Source organism: Desulfobacter hydrogenophilus (genome assembly GCF_004319545.1).
GTDB lineage: Bacteria > Desulfobacterota > Desulfobacteria > Desulfobacterales > Desulfobacteraceae > Desulfobacter > Desulfobacter hydrogenophilus.
Genome location: NZ_CP036313.1, coordinates 2,275,501 through 2,301,112, shown reverse-complemented (window position 1 = coordinate 2,301,112; position 25,612 = coordinate 2,275,501). Strand labels below are relative to the sequence as shown.

Annotated in this window: 21 protein-coding genes; 7 read left to right on the top strand and 14 right to left on the bottom strand. The window is 46.6% G+C overall.

Going from position 1 to position 25,612, the window contains the following annotated elements; genetic code table 11:
* Nucleotides 1-33: 33 nt before the first annotated feature.
* On the bottom strand, nt 34-510 hold the full coding sequence (locus EYB58_RS10090; protein WP_111955699.1) for a DUF2058 domain-containing protein: 477 nt from the start codon (nt 508-510) through the stop codon (nt 34-36).
* A gap of 434 nt (nt 511-944) precedes the next feature.
* Here EYB58_RS10090 and EYB58_RS10085 point away from each other — a divergent pair, with 434 nt between their 5' ends.
* The 4 genes from EYB58_RS10085 (at nt 945) to EYB58_RS10070 (ending at nt 7,948) form a co-directional block, all read left to right on the top strand.
* Nucleotides 945-3,488: a glycogen/starch/alpha-glucan phosphorylase gene (locus tag EYB58_RS10085; RefSeq protein ID WP_111955701.1), complete on the top strand. Its 2,544-nt coding sequence runs from the start codon at nt 945-947 to the stop codon at nt 3,486-3,488.
* Between the two features lie 374 nt (nt 3,489-3,862).
* Entirely contained in the window at nt 3,863-5,089 is a 1,227-nt protein-coding gene (locus EYB58_RS10080; RefSeq protein WP_111955703.1) for an argininosuccinate synthase, read from the top strand.
* 217 nt (nt 5,090-5,306) lie between these two features.
* Nucleotides 5,307-6,257: a radical SAM protein gene (locus tag EYB58_RS10075; protein ID WP_111955705.1), complete on the top strand. Its 951-nt coding sequence runs from the start codon at nt 5,307-5,309 to the stop codon at nt 6,255-6,257.
* A 551-nt stretch (nt 6,258-6,808) separates the two neighbouring features.
* Nucleotides 6,809-7,948, top strand: coding sequence for an HD-GYP domain-containing protein (locus tag EYB58_RS10070; RefSeq protein WP_111955707.1), 1,140 nt, complete (start codon nt 6,809-6,811; stop codon nt 7,946-7,948).
* Between the two features lie 166 nt (nt 7,949-8,114).
* Here EYB58_RS10070 and EYB58_RS10065 read toward each other — a convergent pair whose 3' ends face one another.
* The 3 genes from EYB58_RS10065 to EYB58_RS10055 form a co-directional block, all read right to left on the bottom strand.
* Nucleotides 8,115-8,285 carry a twin-arginine translocase TatA/TatE family subunit gene (locus EYB58_RS10065; RefSeq protein ID WP_111955852.1) on the bottom strand — a complete coding sequence of 57 codons (171 nt, stop codon included), beginning with the start codon at nt 8,283-8,285 and terminating at the stop codon, nt 8,115-8,117.
* Nucleotides 8,286-8,415: 130 nt separating this feature from the next.
* A complete protein-coding gene (locus EYB58_RS10060) occupies nt 8,416-9,015 on the bottom strand; it encodes a PEP-CTERM sorting domain-containing protein (protein ID WP_163354365.1) in 600 nt (199 codons plus the stop codon).
* Nucleotides 9,016-9,052: 37 nt separating this feature from the next.
* Entirely contained in the window at nt 9,053-10,720 is a 1,668-nt protein-coding gene (locus EYB58_RS10055; protein WP_111955711.1) for a metallophosphoesterase family protein, read from the bottom strand.
* Between the two features lie 671 nt (nt 10,721-11,391).
* Here EYB58_RS10055 and EYB58_RS10050 point away from each other — a divergent pair.
* Nucleotides 11,392-11,793, top strand: coding sequence for a hypothetical protein (locus EYB58_RS10050; protein WP_131072039.1), 402 nt, complete (start codon nt 11,392-11,394; stop codon nt 11,791-11,793).
* A 21-nt stretch (nt 11,794-11,814) separates the two neighbouring features.
* On the opposite strand, the gene epmA is transcribed toward EYB58_RS10050, so the two are convergent.
* From epmA to EYB58_RS10035, 3 genes are read right to left on the bottom strand one after another with little or no spacing between them, the layout of a single operon-like run.
* Nucleotides 11,815-12,726, bottom strand: a complete 912-nt coding sequence (gene epmA, locus EYB58_RS10045) for an EF-P lysine aminoacylase EpmA (RefSeq protein WP_111955715.1) — start codon at nt 12,724-12,726, stop codon at nt 11,815-11,817.
* A gap of 18 nt (nt 12,727-12,744) precedes the next feature.
* On the bottom strand, nt 12,745-14,058 hold the full coding sequence (locus EYB58_RS10040; protein ID WP_111955717.1) for a histone deacetylase family protein: 1,314 nt from the start codon (nt 14,056-14,058) through the stop codon (nt 12,745-12,747).
* A 10-nt stretch (nt 14,059-14,068) separates the two neighbouring features.
* Nucleotides 14,069-15,763, bottom strand: coding sequence for a hydantoinase/oxoprolinase family protein (locus tag EYB58_RS10035; protein ID WP_111955719.1), 1,695 nt, complete (start codon nt 15,761-15,763; stop codon nt 14,069-14,071).
* Between the two features lie 176 nt (nt 15,764-15,939).
* On the opposite strand from EYB58_RS10035, the gene EYB58_RS10030 reads away from it, so the two are divergent.
* Nucleotides 15,940-16,665 carry an enoyl-CoA hydratase/isomerase family protein gene (locus EYB58_RS10030; RefSeq protein ID WP_111955721.1) on the top strand — a complete coding sequence of 242 codons (726 nt, stop codon included), beginning with the start codon at nt 15,940-15,942 and terminating at the stop codon, nt 16,663-16,665.
* On the opposite strand, the gene EYB58_RS10025 is transcribed toward EYB58_RS10030, so the two are convergent.
* The 7 genes from EYB58_RS10025 to lpxC form a co-directional block, all read right to left on the bottom strand.
* Nucleotides 16,666-17,556 (bottom strand): selenium metabolism-associated LysR family transcriptional regulator, encoded by an 891-nt coding sequence (locus tag EYB58_RS10025; RefSeq protein WP_111955723.1) that lies wholly within the window; start codon nt 17,554-17,556, stop codon nt 16,666-16,668. It lies immediately after the preceding gene.
* A 30-nt stretch (nt 17,557-17,586) separates the two neighbouring features.
* Complete coding sequence (coaD, locus tag EYB58_RS10020) at nt 17,587-18,111, bottom strand: pantetheine-phosphate adenylyltransferase (RefSeq protein WP_111955725.1); 525 nt, start codon at nt 18,109-18,111, stop codon at nt 17,587-17,589.
* Entirely contained in the window at nt 18,065-18,676 is a 612-nt protein-coding gene (gene rsmD, locus EYB58_RS10015; RefSeq protein WP_111955727.1) for a 16S rRNA (guanine(966)-N(2))-methyltransferase RsmD, read from the bottom strand. Before rsmD ends, coaD begins: the two co-directional genes overlap by 47 nt.
* Entirely contained in the window at nt 18,676-20,034 is a 1,359-nt protein-coding gene (locus tag EYB58_RS10010) for a sigma-54-dependent transcriptional regulator (RefSeq protein ID WP_111955729.1), read from the bottom strand. Before EYB58_RS10010 ends, rsmD begins: the two co-directional genes overlap by 1 nt.
* A gap of 123 nt (nt 20,035-20,157) precedes the next feature.
* Nucleotides 20,158-22,380: a sensor histidine kinase gene (locus tag EYB58_RS10005; RefSeq protein ID WP_111955731.1), complete on the bottom strand. Its 2,223-nt coding sequence runs from the start codon at nt 22,378-22,380 to the stop codon at nt 20,158-20,160.
* Between the two features lie 26 nt (nt 22,381-22,406).
* Nucleotides 22,407-23,000 (bottom strand): DUF4390 domain-containing protein, encoded by a 594-nt coding sequence (locus EYB58_RS10000; RefSeq protein ID WP_242637612.1) that lies wholly within the window; start codon nt 22,998-23,000, stop codon nt 22,407-22,409.
* Between the two features lie 10 nt (nt 23,001-23,010).
* A complete protein-coding gene (gene lpxC / locus EYB58_RS09995) occupies nt 23,011-23,880 on the bottom strand; it encodes a UDP-3-O-acyl-N-acetylglucosamine deacetylase (RefSeq protein WP_111955735.1) in 870 nt (289 codons plus the stop codon).
* 184 nt (nt 23,881-24,064) lie between these two features.
* Between lpxC and EYB58_RS09990 the strand changes: the two genes are divergently transcribed.
* The gene (locus EYB58_RS09990) at nt 24,065-25,612 is read left to right on the top strand and encodes a YifB family Mg chelatase-like AAA ATPase (RefSeq protein ID WP_111955737.1); all 1,548 of its coding nucleotides are present in this window, start codon (nt 24,065-24,067) and stop codon (nt 25,610-25,612) included.

Here is a 25,612-nt window from a genome sequence, read left to right as displayed (position 1 = left end):
AATAAAACCTTCATTGCTTTTATAATAAATGCACTATTCTTCTTCCGACTGATGAAATACCACCAAAGAATCCGGATCACGATCCACTATTTTCCGGGCAACTTTAGCCGGAACGATTTCGTAGACACTATTCAGCGTAACAATAGCAAGCTGCCCCCGACCAAGTTTTTGGGTGATTTCATCGTTAACGTAGAGTTTTTTTATTTTCTTACCGACCTTGAAATAGTATGGATCTTCGTACTTTCTCAGGTCCAGGCGGTTCTCCTCTATTAATTGCTTGGCCTGGGCCAATCTCTGCTGTTTTTCTTTCTCCTGGTTGGACTGGCGGTTGAGTTCTCGGCTCCGTTTGGCCTGAGCTAACTGTGATTGACGGGTTTGATTAATTTCAGGCGTCTTTTTTTTGCCTTTATTTTTTTTCCGCTTAACCCGTTGCTCCTGGTTGACTTTGTTAGCCTGTTTTTTATCAGCTATCCCGGCTTTCAGGAGCTGATCCTGTAAAGACAATCCCATCTCTCCCCTCCCCTTGTAATTTTTTCCACAATAATATATCCAGCGACACAATATAGTTCAACCATAATTGACTTTGAATTACCGCCTCGGAGCATCTTAATGGGCAATTGGTAATTATATAATATAAAATCAGATAGTTATTTTTTTATATGGCATTACACCATTCGCAATACAATATCGTATTATTTAAAAATGATGGCAATTTTTATGTTAATGGTGTATTTGAAAACTTCATATTTTCATTGGCTTATAAGGATAATCCATAAGGGTGTGCCATAACGCATCATTTAAAAATCGTAACCGACTTAAATCAAGCAATAACACGACATTATTTCAAAAAAATGGCTTATTTTCTTTTAATACGTTTTAGAAAACAAACCATAGCTCTTAAAAAAAATCAAATGGCTGGAATCCCAGAAATTTTGGAGGATTAAATGACCCGAACAAATACAACCGACTGTAGCAGCCACACCAACGACAGCAATAACATTAAAAAATTGAAACGTGGTTTTGCCTACAAGCTTTTTTATCAGCAGGGGGTGTGGCCGCAAAACGCATCACTCAACGATTACTATCTTGCGGTGAGCTATACGGTGCGGGATAGAATGCAGCAAATGTTTCTCAATTCGATTCTATCCCTTCAGAAAAAGGAGAGTAAAATTGTCGGCTATCTGTCAGCCGAATTTTTGATGGGACCCCATCTGCACAACAATCTTATCAATCTGGGTCTGTATGATCAGGTCTCCCGGGCGGTTGAAGAGTGTGGCCTTGACATCAAACAGATCATCGACCATGAAGAGGAACCCGGCCTTGGCAACGGCGGTCTTGGCAGACTTGCTGCCTGTTATCTGGATTCCTTGGCAAGTCTTCAGATTCCAGCCATTGGCTATGGTATCCGTTATGAGTTTGGTATGTTCGATCAAGAGATTAAAAACGGATGGCAGAAAGAGCTGGGCGATCGCTGGCTGCAGCCCGGTAATCCCTGGGAGTTTAAAAAGGCGGATCTAACGGTGGAGGTTGGGGCCCGGGGGCATACGGAGCAGTACACGGATGACCATGGCAACCAGAGGGTTCGCTGGGTTCCGGGAGGAATGGTCAAGGGAATCCCCTACGACACACCGGTTCTGGGGTACCGGGTCAACAACGTAAACCTGCTCAGACTGTGGAGTGCCGAGGCCCCAAAAAGCTTTGACTTTGACGATTTTAATGTTGGTGACTATCAGGGTGCGGTGCATGAGAAAATCATGGCCGAAACCATTACCAAGGTCCTCTATCCCAATGACGAGCATTTCAGGGGAAAGGAGCTTCGTCTTTTTCAGCAATATTTCTTTGTCAGCTGTTCCATGCAGGACATGGTTCGTATCCATCTGTTTATGTTTCCAAACCTGGACAATTTCCCCGACAAATTTGCAGTACAGCTCAACGACACCCATCCGGCCATTGCCGTGCCTGAATTTATGCGGCTTTTGATCGATGTTCACCACTATAGTTGGGAGCGGGCATGGGATATAGTCACCCACACCTTTGCCTATACCAACCATACTCTTCTTCCAGAAGCCCTGGAGAAATGGCCGGTGGCCATGCTGGGCAGGGTGCTGCCCCGGCACCTGGAGATTATTTATGAAATCAACAGCCGATTCCTCGATCTTGTCCGTATTAAATACCCGGGTGACGTGGACGTGGTTCGGCGAATGTCCATCATTGATGAATCAGGAGAGCGTTATGTGCGCATGGCACACCTTGCCTGCATTGGCGGCTATGCAATCAACGGGGTGGCAGAACTCCACACAAGGCTATTAAAGAATCATACCCTAACTGATTTCCATCGTTTGTGGCCGGACAAACTTACCAATGTCACCAATGGGGTGACACCCCGCCGATGGATGGTACTCAGCAATCCGCGCCTTGCCCGATTGATCAGCTCAGCCATCGGCGATGGCTGGATCACCAATTTATATAAGCTCCGGGAGTTAGAACCGATGGTCGATGACCCGGTCTTCTGCGAAAAATGGCAGCAAGTCAAATTTGATAACAAGCAGGATATCTGCGCCATGTTCTCCTGTGCCTACGGCCCGATGTTTAATCCCTATGCCATGTTTGACGTCCAGGTTAAACGGATCCACGAGTATAAACGTCAGCATCTTAACCTCTTGCACATCGTCAACCTGTACCAACGCCTTAAAAACAATCCGAATCTTGATGTCCCGCCCAGAATCTTTATCTTCGGCGGTAAGGCTGCGCCGGGATATACCATGGCCAAGCTTATCATAAAGCTTATCAATTCGATTGCCGAGGTGGTCAACAGCGACCCCGACGTTAATACCCGCCTGCAGGTTCTGTTCATCCCCAACTTCAACGTGCAGATTGGCCATATGGTTTATCCCATGGCCGACTTGAGTGAGCAGATTTCTCTTGCCGGTAAAGAAGCTTCGGGCACGGGTAATATGAAGTTTTCCATGAATGGTGCCTTGACCATCGGAACCCTGGATGGGGCCAATGTGGAGATCCGGGAGGAGGTTGCCCCGGAAAATTTCTTCCTGTTTGGTATGGACGTTAACGAGGTACAGGAGTTAGGAACTGCCGGTTATGATCCCCAGACAATCTACAACCAAAACGAGGGGCTCAAAGCCGCAATCAATCTTATTGCTACGGGGCATTTCTCCCATGGCGATCGGGAGCTGTTCCGACCTCTGATTGATTCGTTGCTTTATCATGATCCGTATATGGTGCTTGCCGATTATCAATCCTATGTGGACTGCCAGCAGAAGGTGGGGGAGGTGTTCCAGGATACCAGGAGATGGACAAAAATGGCCATACTCAATGCCGCTCGAATGGGAAAATTTTCCTCGGATAGGTCCATTGCCGATTATTGCCGGAAAATTTGGAAGATCAAACCCTTCCCGGTTGAGCTCAAGCTGCAGCAATTGCCGGAGAATGGTTTTAAATTTCCCCAACGCGATAAAATTGTGCGCACCTGATTGTGAAGGAACTAAGGACCGCAGATAAAATAAGTTGGGCAGAAATAACGTCGAATTTTGGTTCATCTACAAGGCGCATCAAAGGTTGAATAGCAGGCCTATTTGGCCTTTGATGCAGCGAAGTAGCTGGGCCAAAAGGCAAGCTATTTCGTTCAAGTTATTTAATCTGCGGTCCTTAAGGGAGGGCTATACTTTATAATCCGTATGAGCTATTTGAAATTTAACATCAGACGACGGACGAGAAATTACATGCGATTGCCCTATGTGCTTGACTGTTATCTATTTTTTTGCGTTAATAACTCGTGTTTGAAGTAACACAAGGACCGTAAAATAAAATTTGCGGCCAAATACCAAATGAATTGAAGGAGTTTTTAATGGCAAAGGAAAAAGTGGTTCTGGCGTATTCGGGCGGACTGGATACGTCGGTTATCCTCAAATGGCTGCTGGAACAGGGCTATGAAGTATTTGCATACATGGCTGACATTGGCCAGGATGAAGATTTTCAGGCAGCAGAACAAAAAGCCCTTAAAATCGGTGCGTCAAAAGTGTTTATCGAAGATATGAAAAAGGAATTTGTCACCGATTATATATTCCCCGTTTTCAAGTCCAATACGGTTTACGAAGGCCGCTATCTTTTAGGTACAGCCATTGCCCGTCCCATCATTGCCAAAAAGCAGATTGAAATCGCAAAGGAAGTAGGTGCCCAATATGTGTCCCACGGCGCCACGGGTAAAGGAAACGACCAGGTGCGGTTTGAGCTCTCTTACTATGCCCTGAATCCGGCCATAAAAGTCATTGCACCGTGGAAAAATCCGGACTTTCTCAATGCCTTCCAGGGCCGTTCCGACCTTCTTGCCTATGCGGAAAAGCACGGGATTCAAACCAAGCAGACCGCAGCCAAGCCTTATAGCGAAGATGATAACCTGCTGCACATTTCCCATGAAGCAGGGATTCTTGAAGATCCCGGCGCAGTATGCGATGAAAGCATCTATTCCCGCACCGTATCTCCTGAAAAGGCCCCGGATACCCCCACACGCATCACCATTGAATTCAAAGACGGCATTCCGGTCAAAGTAAAAAATCTGGAAGACGGCACCGAAAAAACAGATGCCCTGGATTTATTTTTGTATCTGAACCAGTTGGGTGCCGAAAATGGTATAGGCCGTCTTGACATGGTGGAAAACCGGTTTGTAGGTATCAAATCCAGGGGTGTTTATGAGACACCGGGCGGTGCCATTCTGCACGAGGCACACAAGGACATTGAAGGTATTGCCATGGACCGTGAAGTCATGCGTCTTCGGGATATGCTGGCAGCCAAACTCGGTGAATTGGTTTACAACGGCTTCTGGTTCAGTCCTGAAATGGAATTTCTCATGGCAGCAATTGACAAAAGCCAGGAACTCATTGACGGCGAAGTAACCTTGAAACTATTTAAAGGGGTGGCCTACCCGATCTCCAGAACCTCACCATCGTCTCTGTACAACCAGGACCTGTCCTCCATGGACATCACCGGTGGCTACAACCAGGAAGATGCCGAAGGCTTCATCCGTGTCAACGCAATCCGCCTGATGGCCCACAGGGACATCACCCGTAGAAACTAAAAAATATTTTAAACTTTGGCATGGCGTCTTGCCGTGCCAAAGTTTTTGTTTTTTTCTTTATCCTGGAGCAGCTCAACGGCGAGGTCATTGGACTTGCCCATACGAACGCACGGCGTGGTCATACCCGTAATGAACGGCCATGACCTACCCGAAAACATTTATAATCACTATTCCAATATCAAGTGCCTGTTCTTGATAAAAAGATTCAAGGAGTCTCATGAGATATAATCATATATTCGGCCCGGTCCCTTCAAGGCGCCTCGGGCTTTCCCTGGGTGTGGATCTTGTCTGTCACAAAACCTGTACCCTGGATTGTATTTACTGCGAGTGCGGCCCAACCACCAACCTGACCCTTAAGCGAAAGGAATATGTTCCTTTTGACGAGGTCAAAGCAGAATTAACCCATTATTTTGAAAACCATCCTGACCCGGACTATGTTACCTTTTCAGGGTCTGGAGAGCCCACCTTAAGTCCGGACATCGGCAGGATCATTGATTTTATCAAAGAAAAAAAACCAAAAATCCGGGTGGCCGTACTGACCAATGCCACCTTGCTGTCCGACCCCGTCGTCAGAAAGGATCTAAACAGGGCCGATCTCGTCATGCCCTCCCTGGATGCTGTGATCCCCGAAACGTTTAAAAAAATCAACCGGCCTGCTGAACAAATTGATATCCATAAGGTTATCGACGGTCTCAAAACCTTTGCCGGGTCTTTCCAGGGGGAACTCTGGCTGGAGGTATTTATCCTGCCCGGAATCAATGATGCAAAAGAGGAACTTGAAACGTTAGGGGCAATCATCCGGGATATTAACCCTGCCCGGGTTCAGCTCAACACCCTGGACCGTCCCGGGGCCGTCGCAGGGCTTAAGCCCGCTTCAAAACAGGACCTTGACCGGGTGGCCGAAATTATTCATGCGGCCAATGTGGAGATCATTGCCCGTGTAAAGAACCTATCATCAGGGGATCATATCAGTGACGAGAAAATGGAAGCCATGGTTATGGAGACCATTCACCGCCGCCCCTGCACCGTGGATGACCTGACTGCGGCATTGAACCTTGAAAAGGGAAACCTTGAAATTTTGATGAAACGGTTAATCCTGGAGGATAAAGTTGAATCTGTCCAGCAAGAAAGAGGATTGTTTTACCAGACCATAAAAGAGCCCCTATGAAAAGACAGCCTCTTTTTAAAATGATCCCGGTGGTGTCTTCTATAATTTGCCACTGATGCATATAACAATTCTTTTAATCATTATTATTAATATTTTTTTAGATAATGCCCTATCCTGAAAAGTTAATTTTCTAAGTGCGGTATTGACCCTGAGTAAATTATTTTCGGGATGATTTGTATCTGCCTTTGATGCAACGAAGGATGGGCATATCTGACTTTTACCGTGATTTATATGAAAGTATTTGTAACCTACACCGATCTTTCAACATTCGTTGTGGACTTAGCCTGGATGCGATATACCAGGTCAACCCATGACTGTTATACCGATGAGCAGTGATACGCAAACATTGCTCATTTTTTCTTTTATCTTTTTCCGGAGTCTGGCCGGAACGTTACAATCTTCTGGGTAGTAAATCTGTCTGCCAACCACTTTTTAGATACGCAGCGCGGAATATTTAGATTCAAAGCTTGCCCTAACTAACTAAAAACGGATATAAACTAAATTAATCATTCATCGTATTTTTTCCAATTCAAAGATAGGGAGCTTGAATAATGTCCGTTGACGTTGACCAGAAGATGCTTGAAATGATGCAGGCGAAAAAAGTTTTTCTGAAAAAATACAAACGGGCCCAACAACTATTCAGTGACCTGGTTAAAAGTCAAAAGCGGCTATTTAATATAGACTCCCAGGAAAAAAAAAATGGCGAGGTGTCGGACAAAATTAATATTAAAGAAAGCGTCCATGCCATAGACGAAATCATGGAGATGCTCGTTGAGACAGATCGGTTGATTCTGAACAGTACAAAAGACTATTTTTCCACCGATGACTATCTTTTTCAACACTCTTTTGGTGTCTGCTATATCGGAACCATTGTATTGAAGCGTTTCAACGAAATTTTTTCCCGCTACATCAAAAAGATGCTCACGGCTAAATTTAAAGAAAATCTGAAACACTGTCAACAAGAAGATATGGCGCCGTTTTTTTACTACCCGCCTGAAGCCGTACGCACCATCTCCATGGGTTATCTCATCCACGATATGGGCAAAATAATGGTCCCTGACTCCCTGTTGAACAAAAAAAGCGGCTTGAACCGGATGGAACTTAGACAAATACAAAAACATGCCGGGGGGTACGGAACGCTTTTTTTGAAAATGAACGGCATTTACGACGTCTATGTGGAAAATATTATTAAATACCACCACGCAGCAATATATCCTAACGAAAAAAAAGCTTACCCTGTTTATCAATCCCCTTCAGACTTGCCGCCCTATGTTAAAATCTGCAAACTGGCGGATATATACAGTGCCATGACCCTAAAACGAAGTTACGGCGAAGCGGTGAATCCAACCAAAGTGGTCAATACTATTTTTCAGGACTATTCAGGACGTGATCCCATTTTACAGCTTATCCTCTATTCATTTGTCAAAGAAATCGGTACCTGTCCCGAGGGAAGCATTCTAACTTTGAAAAACGGCCAGTCAGTCTACGTGATAAACAGCGAGGGGCCTGAGGTTATCATATTTACCGATCAGGACGGCAACACGATTGAAACAGCGGATAAAATCATTAATCTGTCCAGCCCTGACAGCAAAAATCAAAATCTATTTATTGACGGTCAGCATCGTCCCAAGACGCCAATAGAAATGTTTGACCGGCTTCCCAAATATCTTAAAGAATTTCATTCGGAATAACGGGCATGGGCTGAGCTGGTCTATCAGCACCCAGGCTCAGCCCACAACGAAACAAGGAAGTAATTCAACAACCTATTGAGACATTCTTATAAACAAAATAGTAACTGGAGACTATGGTTGACGTTAACATTTTGGGCAAACCAAAGGATTAACTTCAATATTTGGATTAATTTTGGTCAACTTTCCAAGGCTCTTCCTCTTCATGGACGGATTTTTTAAAGCCGCGGATGGCTTTACCCATGCCGCCGCCGATTTCGGGTAACTTTCCCGCACCGAAAATAACCAGGATAATGACCAGAACAATCGCCAGCTCCGGGATACCAATTCCACCTAACATATTATTCAATCCTTTTTCATAGGGGGGGTCAAACCGCATCCGTATTATATTTAATAAGCACAGGCAGAGCCCTTGATACTGATAGCTCTGCCTGCAAACCCATATAAAAGCTACATGCTGTTAATTAAACTTATGCAAGTTTTTTTCTGGCACCGGCGGCCCAAGCACCCATACCGACAAACAGCAGCAAAATCGAAGAAGGCTCAGGTACTGCACTGGCAGTTATATTGTCAAACTGATAGTATTCCGCTCCAAAAGAAACGGAAACAAGATTTGAAAAAGCCTCTCCCAAAGTAATCGTTTGAAGCCCTTCGAGCCCGTCAGTCGTCACGTCATAGGTATATATTGTGTTGTCGGCATAGAAAGCTTCAAAGGTTATGGTCATAGCTGAATAGGAGCCATCATCGTTGGAATAGATTTTAGCCAAATCAATGGAAGTTAGGTCAAACATGGAACCATCCGTCGCCGTCAGGATAGTAGTGGTGTAACTGTCATTCATCAAAGTTTCGGAACCGGAATAGTAATAATAACTTTCATCAGCAGAAGCTATAGCATAAAAATAGGCTGTCCCGTCATCACCAAGCTCAGCAGTCAGAGTGAACCCATTTTCGGTATAGGGGCTTGAGACCTCGCCTTCCAATCCAGTAAAGTCAATTACAGTAGCATTTGCAAGGGGGGAAAGTATGAACATACACATCAGCATACTGATCATCATCATAATATTCTTCATTTTTTTATCTCCTGAAATAAAAAACAAACCCATAAAATTAAACAAGTTTAGCTACAAAATCACTTTCATGATTCAGCACAGCCCAGACAGTTTTTGAACTAGGGTCTACCCCATAGGTCCCCAGTTCATAACCGGATTTCCATGGACCTCTTTTAAAGATTTTGGTGCCGCCTTCATTAAGTTCCACGGCATTAACCCAGGCATCATTTTCATCTCTGGCGGCAATGCAGAAGCCCCCCCTCATAAGTTTGGACCCACGAATTTTTCTGGGATTATAGGAAATGGAAAGGGTGTAGGTGTCGGTGACCTGGCTTTCATCCCCGTTGGGCAGATTTCCGGTCAGTTCTTCATCATATAGACTCAGGTTGTCAACAAGTCCCCACAGGGTAAAAAGATCGGAGGCGGCATCGTCCACCAGGCCGCCGTCTACCCACCCCGTGTTCACTGTCTTGGTCAAGGCGCGACCCACAAGGTCTGTTTCATCGTTGCTGTTGGTTCCGCTAAGAATTTTTGCCGTGGTATCGTTATACCTGTCAACGATGCCAGTATAGCTTTGACCCTGGGCAATTTCAAATCTCAATCCGTTCAGGCTGTAGCCGAAACGCTCCCTAAGGTAAAATGTTTGTTGGGTGTAACTACGCAGGCTAACTGATGCATAATCCTCACCCGTACTTGAAGCATAAAAATCAACGGTCACCCGGGGACCGTCCACAGTAAAAATATAATACCCGATGGTGTACAATTCCTCCTGGAGCATGGTTTCCCGGCCATCGTCCCCGGATCGCGGCGTGTAAAACTTGTAGGAATTAGAGGAAGTGATGAGTTGCTGCACCTTGTAGTCTCCGCTATCGTCTGATACCAGGGATCTATGGTGCATGTGATCATGGCCGCCGATGCAGCAGGCCACATTGTTGGTATCCAGGCTTTCAATAAATTCGTCCCTTGAGTTGGCATTGGCGGTCAAGTCGTTACCAAACAAATTGTCTTTATGGTTGCCGCCAATAAGATTTTTGTGCGCCAGCACAAATGCGTGATAGTCATCAGGTCTTGAACTGACCATTTCATCCACCCACGCCACCTGGTCCACCACATTGTCGGAGAGACTTGTACCGGTCCCGTTCAAACGGGTAAACTGATCAATCATAACGCAACGGACATTCTCATAGTCAAAAGAATAGCTCAGGCCTTTAAGCCCCTCAATGTCGGACTGAACAAAATTGGTGGCCCCGTTCACATTATCTCCGCTGTTCTGGGTCTGGGGCCAAAGCGCCACAAACTCTTCGGCGGCGGCCTGGCTGGGTTCATGGTTGCCGCGCAGCGGGAAAAATCCAATACCCTCGTTATAAAGGACTTCGCAGTGTGCCGCACGGGTTACCAGATTGTGTGAGCCATCCTCGGAATAATCATAACTATCCTTGTCCACCAAATCCCCGACCTGAATGACAAACTTACAGTTATGCTCAATGAACTGCTGATTCAGGGCATCAATTATGCCGGTGGCGCAGGTATTTTCTCCTCCGGACGCTTCAGCATCGCTTTTCCACTGGGTGTCGGACATGACGCCAAAACACCAGGCATCTCCGGAAATGGCCGCAGAGGCTTTACCCAGACGAAAAAAGGGCATATTCAGAGTGGACAGGCCAAGACCTACCAGCCCTGCACCACTGTATTTTAAGAATCGTCTTCTATCCATGGTCTTTTTCATAAACAGTCTCCTAAGCTCCTAACATGATATGATTATACATACGCAATCACCGTGTCTGATGAGACTTCTTTATACGTTGGGAATGTTAAATAATTATGTCTTTTTGTTTAGTCTCTTATTTAATTGATTCCCGATTCCCGATGGGTAAAAATTCCTGTTACGTCATATTAGGAGACTCTAACTTTAACCGCCGGAACAAAAAACGGGTCTGAGTGATGTCATCCTTTGGCAAGGATTAAGGCAAGAACACCAAAAAGCCCATGGAGATTAAGGACACATCCTTTTTGTCGGGAGTATGATGATCCATACCCGAGGAGGATGATTCCCTCTATGATAAAAAATACCTACCCCCGGAAAAAACGAATTTGTTTTCCCCCTGAAACATCAGCAATGGGATGATCCGGAAGATATGTCATTGAAACGATTTTGTAATACCATCTGTTTTTTATATGACAATAGGAAGTTTGTTACAACTAAAAAATAATGATTGACATAAAATACGAAATTGCCTATAAATTTAGCCGTGACTAACTAATACTATCCGCTAAATCAAATAAGCATATTTAAGATAATATTATCAATTCAACGAACGATGGATGCCCCGCTTGTTATTTATGTTTCCGCAAAGAAAAGACAAATCTTACTGCAAACATAATGAAAGGAGAAAAAAATTGGAGAATAATTTCACCATGAAAACCCATAAACAGGATAAAGACCTTCATATCGATATGAAAGGCACATTTGACGGGGCATCCGCTTTTGCCCTGATCCATGAACTTGGAAATAAAATTTACGATAAAAATAATAGCATTTATGTGGAAACCAAAGACATCTCAAAAGTTTATCCTTTCGGCAGAGCGATTTTGGCTTCTAATCTGCCTAAAGCATGCAGAAAATGCGTTTATTTCAGCGGTGCCATGGCTGACCGGATTGCCCCTGAGGGGTGCGCCAGAGGGAACGGGAATCTTCATCAGGGTTGCCATAAATGCACCGGAAACTGCGAAAACTGCCCATGCAAAAAATCAAGCACACTCAACTCTCAAACTGAGCGTATATCAGCGTATAAAAAATAGTATCGTCCTTAGGACCGCAGATTAAAGCAACTCGGGCGGGAAGGCAACAACCTGTTCAATATCCGGAGCATCGCAAAACAGCATGACCAGACGGTCCATGCCAAGGGCGATGCCAGCAGCGGGCGGCATCAAGGCAAGGTCAGATAAAAACTTTTCAGGCAGCGGCAGTTTTGCCTTACCGTGGCGGATGCGTAGCTCATTTTCCATTTTAAACCGTGTTCTCTGAAGTTCATGGTCGGTCAGTTCTGTAAATCCGTTGGCCAGTTCAATACCGGCAACATACATCTCAAATCTTTGGGCCGTATCCGGTTTTTCAGGATGAATCGCAGAAAGACTGGCCATGGATATGGGGTAATCATAGAGGAAACAGGGACGGGATATGCCCAAATGGGGTTCAATGTCAAAACTGATAATCTCATCAAAGCGCCCGGTATCAATGGCCTGGTTCAAAGAGACATCGTAAAAGCGCTCAAAGGCCCCGGCAACCGTCATCCGTTCAAAGGCGTTTGTTAGGTCCAGGGAAGTACCCTGATAGACCAGGCGTTCCGGTGTTCCCAAGCCTTGTGCAATATGGCGCAAAAGACCCTGGCACTGATCCATGAGGTCTTCATAGGTCTGATTCACGGCGTACCACTCAAGCAGTGTCAGTTCCGGCAAATGCCGCTGACCGCGCTCTCCCTGGCGAAAGCATTTGCAGATTTGAAAAATTTTGTCTGCGCCCCGGGCCAAAAGCCGTTTCATACATAGCTCCGGTGAGGCTTGCAGATATGCGCCCTGGGATGTCACCGGATCGATGTGGGCTTCGGGAATGATCGATGGGCACCGAAGCGGGGTTTCCACCTCCATAAAATCCATGGAACGGAAAAAATCCCTTGTCAATTCCATGACAAGGGATCTTTTTTTTAAATTATCCAGCAACGGGGAACAGGTCATCTTGTTTACGAAAAGGGCCTACTGCTTAACCTCATACAGATCCGTTGTCCGATCCTGGAGATAGATACGCTGGTATTTGGTATTATCTGCCCGATCATAAAATTCATAGCCTTGCTCCCGGCAAGCTTTGCAGGCATTGATGGGGATATGAACGCCCAAAATATGATTTCCCGGCGTAGCCTTGGAATCCACCTCAAAACTGCCGCCGCAATCCCTGCATACCCGAACTTTTTCTTTCTGGCGCTCAAAAATATTGTCCGTGTCATAAAAGACTTCTCGGTGGCGAGTCATAATCTGTCCGGGTTCGCCGGCGGCTTCTCTCAGTTCATACCGTTGATCCCAGTAGGTCATAATCTGGTCGCAGGTCGTTTTGATTTTATCCGTAATACTCACCGACTGCTTGAGTCTTTCCGGATCGTAATTGGGTTCCACCACGCCGGAATAATCGATACCTGCCATGGCAAGGATAATGCCCAAATTGACATAAGGCAGGGCGCCTTCAATGGCATATCCTCCTTCAAGAACCGCAATGTCCGGCTTAAGCATGGAGGTCAGACGCGCATACCCCTGGGCCGAAAAATTCATATTGGTCAAAGGGTCTGTATAGTGGTTGTCCTGGCCGGCGGAATTGACCACAAGATCAGGTTTAAATGCCTCAATGACCGGCAGCACACAATTTTCAATAACATAGAGATACCCTTCGTTGGAAGTACCCGGGGGAAGCGGAATATTCAAATTGGATCCCTTGGCATTGGGGCCACCCAGGTCACTGGGAAAGCCTGTGCCAGGATACATGGTCCGGCCGTCCTGATGCAGCGAAATAAACAGCACATCAGGATCATGCCAGAAAATATCATTGGTGCCGTCACCGTGGTGGCAGTCCGTATCAATGACGGCAATACGCTTGACACCATACTGGGAACGAATATATTCCACCATGATCGCTTCAATATTGATATGGCAGAATCCCCGGCCCCCGTGGGTCACCCGCATGGAATGATGTCCCGGAGGTCTGACCAGGGCAAAGCCGTTTTTTACCTCGTTTAACATAACAGCATTGGCAATGGCCTTGGCTCCGCCTGCAGATATCAAATGGGATTCGGTTGTAACGGCCTGTTCATCAGGTACACAGAAATGGGCTCTTTGTATATCCTTGGGCGTTACAATTTCAGGCTTGTACTCTATAATTTCGGGTACATCAAAAACCCCTTCTTCGGTGACCTGGTCCTGGGTATACAAAAGCCGCTCTTCCCTTTCAGGATGGGTGGGGTCAATGGCCCAGTCAAATGCAGGAAAAAAGACCAGCCCGGTTTTATGCGGTGCGTTTAACATGGCATCCCCTTTAATTTTCCAGCGCCTGCTGGTTAAGCATCGATTCATACCCATGTATCAGGCCGGGTTTAAGCTGAATTTTAGTCCGAAGAATTTTTCCCTTGGGGGAAAAGTTGCGCACAATGTTAAACTCCTGGAATTCCACCACTTCCACCTCGTTGAGAGTATCAGGATCAGCACCTGCATTTTCGGCCTTGCCCTTAAGCAGGCTATAAGCAGTCTCCACCAGATCATCCTTAGAAAAGGATTTGGAAATAGGCTCAGCAAAATCCTCTTCATGGGCGGTGACAACGCCTTGCTCTGTGTCGGCATTCACCGTAACCTCGCAGGTGGTTCTGGCAAGGGCTGCACCAATGGCGTTTGCCACTGAAGCATAGGGGACCGCAATGGTCTCAAGCTGATACATATCCTGAATTTTCTCGGCAAAGAACCTTGCCGGCCCGCCCATGAGCAGAATCGTGTCCGGACTGAACTTGTACCCTTCAAGAAAATCATGGACCGTATAAACGGGCTTGGCATTCAACGTGTCTATCATCTCAAAGGTTTTTTTCAAAATGATGTTGCAACAAATTTTAAATATGTGTTCCGCAGCCTCTTTTTCTGCCATACCCAGCTGATCTGCAATGGACTTTATACCCTGCCGGGCCTGATCCTGGTCCCCCTCTTCCATGAGCCCTAAAACCACCAGAGCGTCCGTGGGCGTGGGGACAGATCCGCCAAAGGCCATGGCCGGCCCCATACGGTCCGGTCCCACAGTGAGCTTGCCTTCGTCATTGACTCTTAAGGCCGAGTCGCCGCCAATGCCTTTGGAATCCGTTCGCAGAGACCGAATCAGGCTTTTATATCCCCCACGCTGGATGCCCACGGGCTCAAGCAATGGGGTTTTATCCACCAGAAATGCAATATCCGTGGTGGTACCGCCGATATCAAGGACAACGGCATCCTGGCCGTCAGGGGCATAGGGAATAGCCCCCATGATACTGGCCGCAGGCCCTGATAAAACGGTCTGGGCCGGAAAATCCATTGATGCTTCCAATGTCATGGTGCCGCCGTCAGCTTTGAGAATCTGAATGGGTACGGTAAGCCCCATTTCCTCAAGGGATTGTTTAACAGCCTGGAAAAATTCTTTATGCAGAGGATATACAGCCGCGTTCATGTGGGTGGTGGCAATGCGCCGGGGAAAATTCAAATTACCGGAGACATGATGACCCAAAAAGATATGCTTAAACTGCTTGTTTAATGTCCGTTTGATTAAAATTTCATGGGAAGGATTTCTGACACAGAATTTACTGACAACCCCAACATATTCAATGCCCGCCTTTTGGAGTTTTTCACCCACAATCTGAATTTCCATCTCATTGATCGGCTCTATTTCCCGGCCACGGTGGTTGATGGAACCACCCACGGCATAATAGTGTTCGCCGGTCCTGAAATTTTCAGGATCTATGCCCGGCCCGGCTGAAACAATCATACCCACCGGTGTCACGGTCTGCTGGACAATGGCATTGGTCGTCAGGGTAGTGGAGATAACAACCCGCTCAATGCATGCCGGATCAACGCCCTCAAGAATCAAAGTAAAACCTGAAAGAACGCTTTTAAACAAATTGTCCGGCTGGGTGGGCACCTTTACATATTTTTGAACACCTTTTTGGCTGAGAAAAACAACGTCTGTATTTGTGCCACCAACATCTAGTCCTAAAATCATGGCGTCTTCCTTGGCATAAAGATTTTGCGCCGAAATATACGGTATTCAAGAAGCTTGTCAGAAATTGATTGGCTTGTCAATGAAGTTTTAGCCCCTTGAAATATGAAATTATTTAATTTATGTTCCATAAACAATGTTTAGATTTCTAAATCTTTTTTAACTAGCAGGAGACCGTATTGGCCGTTATTGAATGGAAAAAACAAGATATGGTAGCAATCGTTTCAATGTGTAACGCTGCCAACAGGATGAATAAAATTTTTGCGCAGGATTTTAATCGATGTCTTGACCAGGTCGAGGCCGATGCGCAAGTGAAATCAATGATCCTTACCGCCTTGGATGAAAAAAACTTTTCCCAGGGTGTTGATGTGGAATGGATCGGTGAAAAATTAGCGATTAACCAAAGGCAGGATGTCATTGACTTCATGTATGAAATGAACAATGTATTCAAACGTCTGCTGCTTTTTCCCGTACCTGTAATCGCTGCGATCAACGGTCATGCCTTCGGCAACGGCGCCATTTTAAGCTGTGCCTGCGATTTCAGGTTCATGAGAAAAGACAAAGGATTCTTTTGTTTTCCCGAAGTGGATCTCGGCATTCCCTTTCTGCCCGGCATGATCGCTTTAGTACGCAGGGCGGTACCCGAACACATGTTCAATCATATGCTGCTGTCCGGCCAGCGGATAACCGCAGTGGATCTTGAGCGCGCCAATGTGCTTGTCAAAGCCTGTGAAAACCAGGAAGATATGATGAAAGAAACCATGGGATTTGCCGCAGGATTCGACAAAAAGCGCGGTATTTTCCGGGAACTGAAAAAGAGGGTTCATAAAGACGTACTCCAAATAATGGATGAACAAGACCCCGAATTTATTGATGTGCTCAATTTGTTTGTCACCGAAGAATAATCAGACCTGTTCCTTTAAGAAGTGAATAAATTTTTCACATATGGGAGATCGGGTTCTCTTCCGGGACAGGGTTAGATAAAAATGCCTGGACAGGTCAAGGTCTTCAACGCTCAGGGCATGCAGTCGCCCCCGGGCCAGCTCCTCGGTTACCGCAATGGTGGAGAGAATAGAAATACCCACATTATTGAGAATGCCCTGAATAACTGAAACGGAATTTCCCATGGTCACTGCAGGCTCAAGTCGGGATACGTCAATCCCCGCCTTGTCCATGCTCGCGATAACGGTTTCCCAGGTACCTGATCCCTGTTCCCTGGCAATAAATGGCTGGGACAGCAACGCCTTGCAGGTCACACTGTCCCTATCCGCCCATTCATGACCGGAGGGCACGACAAGTTTCATTTCATCTTCAATCAATTTCTCCTGGACAATGTCGGGATCATTGATTTTTGCACCCACCACACCCAGTTCCAGTTCACCATCTTTGACAGCCCGGGTAATCTGGCCGGTATCCCCGACCGTCATGTGGATGGATACATCCGGAAAAGCGATTTTAAACGCCCCCATCATCCTGGGAAGGATATACCCGGCCGGAATGGTTGACCCGCCAATGATCAGCTGTCCTTTGGTATGCCCTAAAAAATCCAGCATGGCGGACTGGGTTTCCTGTTTCAGCGCCAGCATCCGTTTGGCATAGTCATAGAGGATCTCCCCGGCCCGGGTAGGCTCGGTCACCTTGCCCAGCCTGTCCAGCAGGCGGCATTGAAAATGTGCTTCCAATTCCTTGATATGGGTGGACACTGTGGGCTGGGATAAATGAATCTGTTCTGACGCTCTGGAAAAACTTTTCTTCTCAACCACGGAAACAAAAATATGAAGCTGCCACAAGTCCACGTTTATATATCCTTAATCTTTTAATGGTTATCAGGTCACGGTCCGGGCAAATTTCTCCTTTACCCTGCGGTCCACGGATTTGGGAACCATATCGGAGATGTCTCCGCCATACCGGGCGACCTCCTTAATGATGGACGATGAGGTAAAAATCCAACTCAATCCTGTCATAAGAAAGACCGACTGGACCTCCCTATTGAGTTTTCTATTCATCAGCGCCATCTGAAATTCACTTTCAAAATCAGACAATGCCCGCATACCCCGGATAATAGCCACAGCATTTTTCATTCGGGCATATTCCACAAGAAGCCCATCAAAGGTCTCCACCTCAATCCTTGCGGAGTCCAGCTCGACCGATGGGTCTCCAAAACATTCCTTGATTATGGAGATGCGCTCCTCGGGGGAAAACAACGGTGTTTTTTTAGACGAATTGTACAGCACCCCCACGATCACATGGTCAAAAATCTCCTGGGCGCGTCTGATGACATCAAGATGTCCGTTTGTCAAGGGATCAAAGGACCCGGGGTAAATAGCAATTGTCCGTTTTCGGGTAATCATACGCATCCTTGTCGTCTGTGGCGGATTTCCGCAAAAATGTAAGAGTTGTCCTTGAGTATTTTTTTTCCAGGTATTTGTCAAGGCTGTTTACGGAATAGTCAAGGCTTTCTTTGACAGACTGTTCCACAATGATAATTGCCCCGGGTGCAAGGAGCTCAAAAAACCCTGGTTTTCCAAGCACCTGCCCCGGATATCCTTTATTGTAAGGAGGATCCATGAAAATCAGATCAAAGGATTGATGGAATACCGGTAAAGACGCGTTGATAAGATCGTGACAAAGAATCCGGGCATGATCCGCCATCCGGCACAATTCAATATTGCGTTTGATCACATCGCAGGAAGACCGGGCGGCATCCAGAAACACCGCAGACTGCGCCCCACGACTCAAGGATTCAAGCCCCAAGGCCCCGGTACCGGCAAACATATCAAGCACCCTTTTTTTTCGGATACCGGGGCCAAGAATATTAAACAAGGCCTCTCTGACCCGGTCCGAGGTGGGCCGGATATCCTTTCCCTGAATCTGAACCAATTTTCTGCCCCGACAGGCACCACTGATAATACGCATCAGCTTTCAGATATTTTTTTTTTGACAAAGTTCAGGCTTGCCCCCATCTGTTTGGCCGCTGTCTGGAGATCCCCGTTCATCTGATCCACCCTGAAACGGATAAATTCCGTTTCAAAAGCTGCTCTTGCCCGATCCAGTTTTTTCATATTAAAAATTCGGTTACGCACATCACCCTTTTCGGGTGATGTTTTGATGTCAGGGTTATAGGGTGAAGGGATATCATCTTTTCCAATAACGTCACTTTCCACCATAATGGACAAGCGCTCCATCAAATTCTTAAGTTCCCTGACATTTCCCTTCCAATGCCATTGTTTTAAAATTTCAAGAGCCTCTTTGGACAGCGTTTTTTTAGATGCCAATGATTTCTCAGCCAGGTGACTTAAAAAAAAATCCACCAGTATAGGAATATCGTCGATCCTTTCCCTTAAGGCCGGAACATGAATCGGTATGACATTAAGCCTGAAAAACAGGTCCTCCCTGAACCGGCCTTCTTTGATTTCCGCGTCAAGATCTTTATTGGATGAAGTGATCACACGCACATCCATGTGCAAGGTACGGCTGGAACCAATGCGCTGGAAGGTTTTGGATTCTAGGGCCCGCAGCATTTTGGCCTGGGTACTGATACTCATATCCCCTATTTCATCCAGAAACAGGGTCCCACTTGCAGCCAATTCAAATTTGCCTCGATTTTTTGCTGTGGCCCCTTCAAAAGCCCCTTTCTCATGGCCGAACAGTTCGGATTCCAGATGTTCTTCGGGTATAGCCGCGCAATTGATAATGATAAAAGGACCTTCGGGACGTTTACTGAACTGGTGAATGGTGCGGGCCACCATCTCCTTGCCCGTGCCATTTTCACCCGTAATCAAAATAGAGGACTCTGTCGGCGCTGCGACCATAATTTCGCCGTAAAGTTTCTGGACTGCCGGACTTGTGCCGGTAATGGAATTTTTTTCAATGGTTTTTTTACGAAGGTATCGGTTCTCTTCCTCAAGTTTTCTGAAATTCAACGCATTGTTGATGGCAAGTATAACCTTGTCAATGGATAAAGGTTTTTCCAAAAAATCAAAGGCACCGGATTTAGTGGCTTCCACGGCAGATTCAATGGACCCGTGGCCTGTGATCATGACCACCGGCAGACTGGGGTGATGCTGTTTGATCTCCTTTAGGGTGTCAATGCCGTCCATACCGGGCATCCAGATGTCCAGCAGCACAATATCCGGGGAATCGGAGTCAATTTTTTTTAGGGCTTCGTATCCGTTAAATGCATGAATAACTTCGAATCCGTCATCGGAAAGAATCCCTTCCAAAGAATCAATAATGGTGGATTCGTCATCAACAATCAAGACTGCCGGGTACATAGTCTTAAATCCTTTCTATCTATAGTGTTTGGATGGCTCGTTAGCGTAGCGCATGTTCCTATAGGAGCCCTCCAAACACGGTTTTTTGTTCAAATATTATCTGCCGGGTCCCAATTTTCGGCATTAGGCCTCCTCGGCAGGCAGTTCAATGATAAACTTGGCACCGTTGGGCTGGTTGTCCTGGACCCGAATCACGCCGTTATGATCTGAAATAATGGAGTTTACAATGGCAAGCCCAAGTCCCATGCCCGTTTTCTTGGTGGAAAAATAGGGTTCAAACAGTTTGGTCTTTTCCTTGTCTGAAATACCTTTGCCATTGTCTGCTATTTCAATACGTACGATTTTAAGAATGGGATCATAGGAGAGATCAATCACAATGGTGCCTTTTTTGTTTATGGCGTAAACCGCATTGTCAACAAGATTGATAAAGGCCTGCTTCATATGCTGATGGTCCAGCTTCAAGGTAGGAATATCATCCTTGAACCGGGTCTGGATATCCACCTGCTCCAACCCTTCCTTATACAGGGCAACGGTTTCAAGAATAATATTCTCAATGCGGGCCGAAGTAAAATTGGTATCGGGAAATTTGGCAAAGGCGGCAAACTGGTTTACCAGGTTCCGGATCAGGTCAACATGCTCCACAATGGTATCGGCACATCCGGTGAAAACCTCATCATCAATGATCTTGCCGTATTTACGTTTAAGTCGCTGGGCAGATAACTTAATGGGGGTTAACGGATTTTTCACCTCATGGGCAATGCGGCGGGCCACCTCCCGCCAGGCAACTAATCGCTGGGCTTTTTCAAGTTCGGTTACATCATCGAACACCAGTACAGCTCCCAGATTTTGGCCGGTATCATCCTTGAGCGCGGTATAATTCAATGAAAAATGCTTGGGAACACCGGCCACGGAGGCAGATACAGGAATATTGAAATGGGTGCCCCCCTGCTCTGCCTGTTCACATATCTTATTGGCCAAAGACAGGTATTCTTCCGTCAAGACTTTCCTGAAATTTTTATTAAGAATATCATGGCTGCTAACATCCAGCATAGACTCAGCAGCTTTGTTCATGGTGGTGATCGTTCCCTCATTGTCCATGGACACGACACCGGCAAAAATATTTTTCAAAACGATCTCGATGTACTGGCGACTTTTTTCCAGCTCGACATTTTGCTGTTTGAGCATGCTTTCGGACAGGGCGATCTGCCGGCGGCCTTCGGCCAGCTGGCGGGTCATGGAGTTAAAACTTTTAATCAGGGTACCGATCTCATCATCGGTCTTAAAATCAATCTGATAGGCCATGTCACCGTCTATGATCCGCTGGGTGCCCTCGGCAAATTTCATAATAGGAATGGTGATGGACTTGGCTATCTGGAATCCAAACCACACCGCACAAAACACAACAAGGAGTGCCACAATGGACAAAGCAATGTAGTAAGAAATCTGGGCCGGCCTCTTTGTCAATTTGAGCTGGTGATACTCCTCCACGCCTTTGAGAATGGCTTTTAAATTCTCAGACAGGTCCGGGGTCATCAGGGTCGTGATCACAATAAATCCGGTAGCCGTGTTCGGCGATAGATCAAAGGGAATGGTGCATACGGTGCGTAAAAATTCCCCTTGGTCCATGGTCTGGTAGACGGTGTGACTGGCGCGGCCATTCGGGAGGCCCATTAATTCCGTGGTGGTCAGCAGCCCAAAGTGCATATTCTCCAGCTTGCTGGCTAAAGAGAGGCTTACCCGCTGGGCACCCGGAGTATAAATTTCTACGGCATGACAGTTAAAAGCCCGCTGGATTACTTGGGTATACCGGCTGAGTTTTTTCTGATTTTCAGGCTTAAGCAGATCCCGGGAATGAATCTGAAACGCGCCCCTTTTGGCAACAAAGGCGTTTTTTTCCTCAATATAATCATACAGGGTCTGCCCCACGGCCAGAGATGCGTCCAGGGTCTGCTCCACAGGGGCATTGAACCAGAAGGCGATAGAGGTGGAGATAAACTGGATGGAGAAGAAAAAAAGCACGGTGGTCGGCAAAAGGGCCAGCACAACAAAAGCAACGGTCAGGCGGGTTTTTATTTTGGAACCCAGGATGTTGTTTTTTCTCTCATAGTAGAGTTTGGCAAGATTCCTGAAAACCAGCAGCAGAAGGGTAAGCAATAACAACAGGTTGATGTTTATCAAAATGAACATCAGCACGGTGGATGACAGGGGAAGTCCCGTATCAAAGGGTGTGACGCGGGTTTCAAGGACTGTCAGAACCCCGACGGCCAGCAGAAGGCATAGAATGGCAACGCCTTCTCTTTTTCGTCCGGACCGTTTTCGTCTTGTGTCTTGCAGTGTCTGGGTCATAAATTTTATGCCTGCCCGACTGATGGTTAATACGTGAAATTAATCACATACCAGTCAGTTTCAAAATCCCAGTAAGAGACAAAAAATAAAACATAGTGCAACGACAGGGGCAACGTGACTTTTTCAAGTTCGGCCTTGATCCTGATCTGGTATTTATCTCCTTTTACCAGCCGGTTAAGGGGCACCACCTTTAAGTTGTCAATTTCGGTCATCCAGGTCTTTGCCTCATCAAAGGATTTTGTGATCAACGCAGGAGCATCCTTCCACTGGCAGACAACCGTGTATTCCTGTTTCATGGAATTGTATTTTATGGTTGCACGGGTTTTGATCTCAACAATTTTCTTGTCAAACAGACTGCTTGATGTTTTGAACAAGGTTACATAGAACGTAAACGAGGTGAAAATGCCATTTTCAATAGCCAGGGTATTCTTTTCATTAAAGGCATTTTCCACCTTAAAATAAGTAAACAGATCATCCCGGGTGTTGGCCAGTTTGATATGGGAGAGAACCGCATCGTCATAGGCAAGCGCGCTATCCGGGACAATAAAAAGAATGCCTGTGATAGAAAAAACAACTGCACACAAAAATTTTGTAACCGCACCTCTAATTTTCATCGGCATTAAATTCTGATCAGCGCTTTGCAGGGCCCGTTTCCCAAGCCTGCTTTTCATCAAGAAATTTTTTTATAAACAGATGGTTCAGGTGATGCCCGGATTTATGGGTGATAATATGCCCCTGGATGGGCATTCCCAGAAGAGAAAAATCCCCAAGGCAGTCCAGCAGCTTGTGCCGGACAAATTCATCGGGATACCGCAGTCCGTCCTTATTCAAAATTTTATCATTATCAATCACAATGGCGTTGTCAAGGCTTCCGCCTTTGCCAAGGCTGAATCGTTTCAACAGTTCAATATCTTTCACAAACCCAAAGGTCCGGGCCCCGCAGATCTCCTGCTCAAAGTTATGCTTTGCCCTGTCATAGACAATTTTTTGCAGACCGATCAGCGGATGATTGAAATCAATGGTGCAGGAAATTTTGAAGCAGGGTTCGGGTTCCACCCTGACCCATTTATCTGCCTGGACAATTTCTATGGGTTCATTCACAATAAAAAGGTGTTTAGGCCTATCTTGCTCCACCACGCCCACGTTGGTTATCGCCCGGGTAAATGCCCTGGCTGATCCGTCCATGATGGGAATCTCATAATCGTCCACCTCCACCAGGGCATTGTCAATGCCAAGGCCTGAAAAACTTGCCATCAAATGCTCAATGGTGGAAACAATGGCACCATTATCCCCGATAACCGTGGCAAGGCTGGTATCCACCACCAGTTTGAAAAGAGCCGGAATATCCGGAGTTCCGGGCAAATCAATACGCCGAAATTTAATCCCGTGGTTTTCCTCGGCCGGCCTGATGGTCAAGTTTGTCTTTTTACCCGAATGGACCCCCGTTCCCGAAAGGGTCACCTTTCCGGCGATGGTTTGCTGATTATAAAAACTATTCATTATCCGTTCCAAATTGTCTGAATGCGATAAAACGTGGTATATATAGCTGATTTGAAAATACAAAGCAAAACAAATGAAAAAAATATTAGATTTGCAAGTCTTTTCTGATAATTAAATATAATATCAACAAATTAAGTTCCATTTTTTCTCTTAATTTAGATTTTTTTAAAACGGTGCCTTTATTATGATAGCAAAAATGAAATCCTGTGCCGTAAACGGATTTGAGGCCATTATTGTCGATGTTGAAGTAGACATCACACTGGGGTTGCCGGTATTCAATATGGTGGGACTGGCTGAGACTGCGGTCCGGGAAAGCCGGGACAGAGTCCGGTCTGCTCTGCAGAATGCCGGATACACCTTCCCCATGGACAGAGTGGTGGTGAACCTGGCGCCTGCAGATTTCAAAAAAGAGGGTACAGGCCTGGACCTTCCCGTGGCGTTGGGAATTCTTTGTGCCCAGGGTTTATTCCAGGCATCTTCAGCGGCATCCTGGCTGTTTGCCGGGGAATTGTCCCTGGACGGGTATCTGCGGCCGGTTAAGGCCGCACTGCCTTTTGCCCTGGCTGCCCGGGACAATGGATTCAAAGGCATTATCCTGCCCAAAGAAAACGGTGCGCAAGCCTCGCTTGTTAAAGATATTAAAGTCCTGGCCCCGAGCCATCTGGCCCAGGTGGTGGATTTTTTGGCTGAAAAGGCAAACCTTACGCCCCTGGAACCGGACTTGTCCATGCTTCTGGAGACCGGTGGTGCCGATCGAGAAAACGATTTCTCCCATGTCCGGGGCCAGACCCATGTAAAACGGGCCATGGAAGTGGCGGCAGCAGGGCATCATCATATCCTGCTCAACGGTCCGGCAGGATCCGGAAAAAGCCTGATGGCAAAATGCCTGCCGGGGATCATGCCGGAACCGTCCTTTGAAGAGGCCATGGAAATCGCCAAGGTTTATTCGGTGGCCGGGGTCTCCCGGGAACCGGGTCAGCCTTTGGGCGCACGGCCTTTCAGGTCCCCCCACCATTCCATTTCCGATGCCGGACTTGTAGGCGGCGGCACAGTGCCTAAACCCGGGGAAATTACGCTGTCCCATAACGGCGTACTGTTTCTGGATGAATTACCTGAATTCCGGCGCAGTGTGCTGGAGGTTCTGCGCCAGCCTATAGAAGAAGGCGTCATCACTATAGCCCGGGCCAACGCCAAGGCCACTTACCCATGCCGGTTTATGCTGGCAGGTGCCATGAACCCCTGCCCCTGCGGCAATCTCACCAATCCGGACAGGGAATGCACCTGCACCCCGGCAAAAATTGAGCAGTACAAAAACAAAATCTCAGGCCCGCTCATGGACAGAATGGACATCCTTGTGGAGGTTCCCCGGTTATCATTTAATGAAATGACGGCAGACGGGCACCGGGAATCTTCCGAATGCATCCGGAAACGGGTGGAAAAGGCCCGGGACATCCAGGCCCACCGATTTAAAAAAGCCGGGATAACATGTTTTTCCAATGCAGACATGGGCCCAAAGCTTTTGCAGCGATTTTGTCCCCTGGATGCCCAAAGCCGCCGGGTGGTTGAACAGGCCATGAAACAATTTAACCTGTCTGGCCGGGCCTATGCCTCCATATTAAAACTTGCCAGAACCATCGCGGATCTGGCAGATGCCCCCGATATACGCAAACCCCATGTTCTTGAGGCGGTTCAGTACAAACGCCTGGACCAGGCCCGGGATGACTTTAGCTGA

Excerpts from the sequence above, each read along its gene's own strand:
- EYB58_RS10070 (WP_111955707.1), top strand. The coding sequence starts at position 6,809 with ATGTCCGTTGACGTTGACCAGAAGATGCTTGAAATGATGCAGGCGAAA.
- EYB58_RS09990 (WP_111955737.1), top strand. The coding sequence starts at position 24,065 with ATGATAGCAAAAATGAAATCCTGTGCCGTAAACGGATTTGAGGCCATT.
- EYB58_RS10010 (WP_111955729.1), bottom strand. The coding sequence starts at position 20,034 with ATGTACCCGGCAGTCTTGATTGTTGATGACGAATCCACCATTATTGAT.
- EYB58_RS10065 (WP_111955852.1), bottom strand. The coding sequence starts at position 8,285 with ATGTTAGGTGGAATTGGTATCCCGGAGCTGGCGATTGTTCTGGTCATT.
- EYB58_RS10085 (WP_111955701.1), top strand. The coding sequence starts at position 945 with ATGACCCGAACAAATACAACCGACTGTAGCAGCCACACCAACGACAGC.
- EYB58_RS10055 (WP_111955711.1), bottom strand. The coding sequence starts at position 10,720 with ATGAAAAAGACCATGGATAGAAGACGATTCTTAAAATACAGTGGTGCA.
- EYB58_RS10060 (WP_163354365.1), bottom strand. The coding sequence starts at position 9,015 with ATGAAGAATATTATGATGATGATCAGTATGCTGATGTGTATGTTCATA.
- EYB58_RS10005 (WP_111955731.1), bottom strand. The coding sequence starts at position 22,380 with ATGACCCAGACACTGCAAGACACAAGACGAAAACGGTCCGGACGAAAA.
- epmA (WP_111955715.1), bottom strand. The coding sequence starts at position 12,726 with ATGACCTGTTCCCCGTTGCTGGATAATTTAAAAAAAAGATCCCTTGTC.
- EYB58_RS10075 (WP_111955705.1), top strand. The coding sequence starts at position 5,307 with ATGAGATATAATCATATATTCGGCCCGGTCCCTTCAAGGCGCCTCGGG.
- EYB58_RS10000 (WP_242637612.1), bottom strand. The coding sequence starts at position 23,000 with ATGCCGATGAAAATTAGAGGTGCGGTTACAAAATTTTTGTGTGCAGTT.
- EYB58_RS10035 (WP_111955719.1), bottom strand. The coding sequence starts at position 15,763 with ATGATTTTAGGACTAGATGTTGGTGGCACAAATACAGACGTTGTTTTT.
- EYB58_RS10090 (WP_111955699.1), bottom strand. The coding sequence starts at position 510 with ATGGGATTGTCTTTACAGGATCAGCTCCTGAAAGCCGGGATAGCTGAT.
- EYB58_RS10080 (WP_111955703.1), top strand. The coding sequence starts at position 3,863 with ATGGCAAAGGAAAAAGTGGTTCTGGCGTATTCGGGCGGACTGGATACG.
- rsmD (WP_111955727.1), bottom strand. The coding sequence starts at position 18,676 with ATGCGTATTATCAGTGGTGCCTGTCGGGGCAGAAAATTGGTTCAGATT.
- lpxC (WP_111955735.1), bottom strand. The coding sequence starts at position 23,880 with ATGAATAGTTTTTATAATCAGCAAACCATCGCCGGAAAGGTGACCCTT.
- EYB58_RS10040 (WP_111955717.1), bottom strand. The coding sequence starts at position 14,058 with ATGTTAAACGCACCGCATAAAACCGGGCTGGTCTTTTTTCCTGCATTT.
- coaD (WP_111955725.1), bottom strand. The coding sequence starts at position 18,111 with ATGATTACCCGAAAACGGACAATTGCTATTTACCCCGGGTCCTTTGAT.